The organism is Mycobacterium sp. NPDC004974, from assembly GCF_053600815.1.
In genome coordinates, this window is the sequence record NZ_JBSGAQ010000033.1 from 1 (window position 1) to 1,219 (window position 1,219).

The window sequence follows — 1,219 nt, forward strand, 5'->3', positions numbered from 1 at the left end:
GCTTCGGGTCTGGTGAGTCCGGCTGATCATCGGGTGGCGGTGGTTGATGCGGTGGCGCGGGCGCGGGCGAATGCGCGGTGGTGGGGGGATTTGTCTGCGGCTCAGCAGCGGGCGTTGGTCGAGACGTATCCGAATGAGATCGGTAATGCGGAGGGCATTCCGCCGTTGGTTCGTCATGAGGGGAATTCGATTATGTTGCGCCGGTATTTGGCGCATCGTGATCTGTTGGTTTCTCGGCGTGAGAACGGGGTGGCGCTGGATGCGATGCAGGAGCGGTACGTCGATCTGATGAATGATGTTGAGGCCGCGATGCGTTCGGGGCAGCGCAATGCTGCCCGGTTGGGTGTGGGTGGTCCGTATCTGTTGGCGCTGGATCCTCAGGCGTTTGGTGGTAACGGGCGTGCGATAGTCAGTTTCGGTGCTGATCCTTATACGGCGCAGTCGGTTTCCTGGTATGTGCCGGGGATGACGACGTCGATCGAGAGTCTGAATACGATCATGCGTCGGAGTTTCAATCAGTTGCAGTCGACGTTGCAGGAGGACCCGGGTCTGTCGGCGGCGTCGATTGCCTATCTTGGTTATCGGCCGCCGGGGAGTTGGGATCCGCGGGTTGGGTTTCAGTGGATGGCCCAGCGAGGCGGGCAGATTTTCTGTAGTGATATTCAGTCGTTCAATGTTGGGCGCGACGTATTCACTGGTGATGGAAGTCATTTCAGGGACAATCACATCTTCGCGCATTCGTACGGGTCGAGCGCGGTCAGTCATGCCGGTCATGGTGAGCGGTTGGCTGACGAGGTGCGGACGATCACGTTGATTGGGTCCCCGGGGGCGGGGCCGTTGCGGACGGCTGCCGATTTCGGGATCGGTGACAACGTGTTCGTGGCGTCGTCGTCGCGGGACCGCACGACTGGGCTTGGCGGTGAGCGGACCGGTGATCGGGGTCGCACTGTCCGTGGGATGGGTCAGGGCATCGATCCGGCCATGGATATTTTCGGTGCCCGCCGGATTACCGCTGAGTTCCCGGCTGCGCTGGACCATATGGGTCCGGGATCGCGGATGACGCACAGTTTGTACTGGGCCTATATGGATCCGGGAACCTTGCAGGTGCGTAGCGAGTCGCTGACTAATTTCGGTCGGATCGCGGCGGGGCAGGCCCATCGGGTCGACACTGAGGGGCGGCGCACGCTCAGTCAGCGTCCGCGGTGGTTGTTCGGTGGTG

1 protein-coding gene is annotated in these 1,219 nt (G+C 61.6%); it reads left to right on the plus strand.

The genetic code is table 11. The features are described 5' to 3' along the window. Positions 1 to 39: 39 nt before the first annotated feature. A partial coding sequence (locus ACWEFV_RS32340) for an alpha/beta hydrolase (RefSeq protein WP_450073117.1) occupies positions 40 to 1,219 on the plus strand: 1,180 nt, incomplete at its 3' end.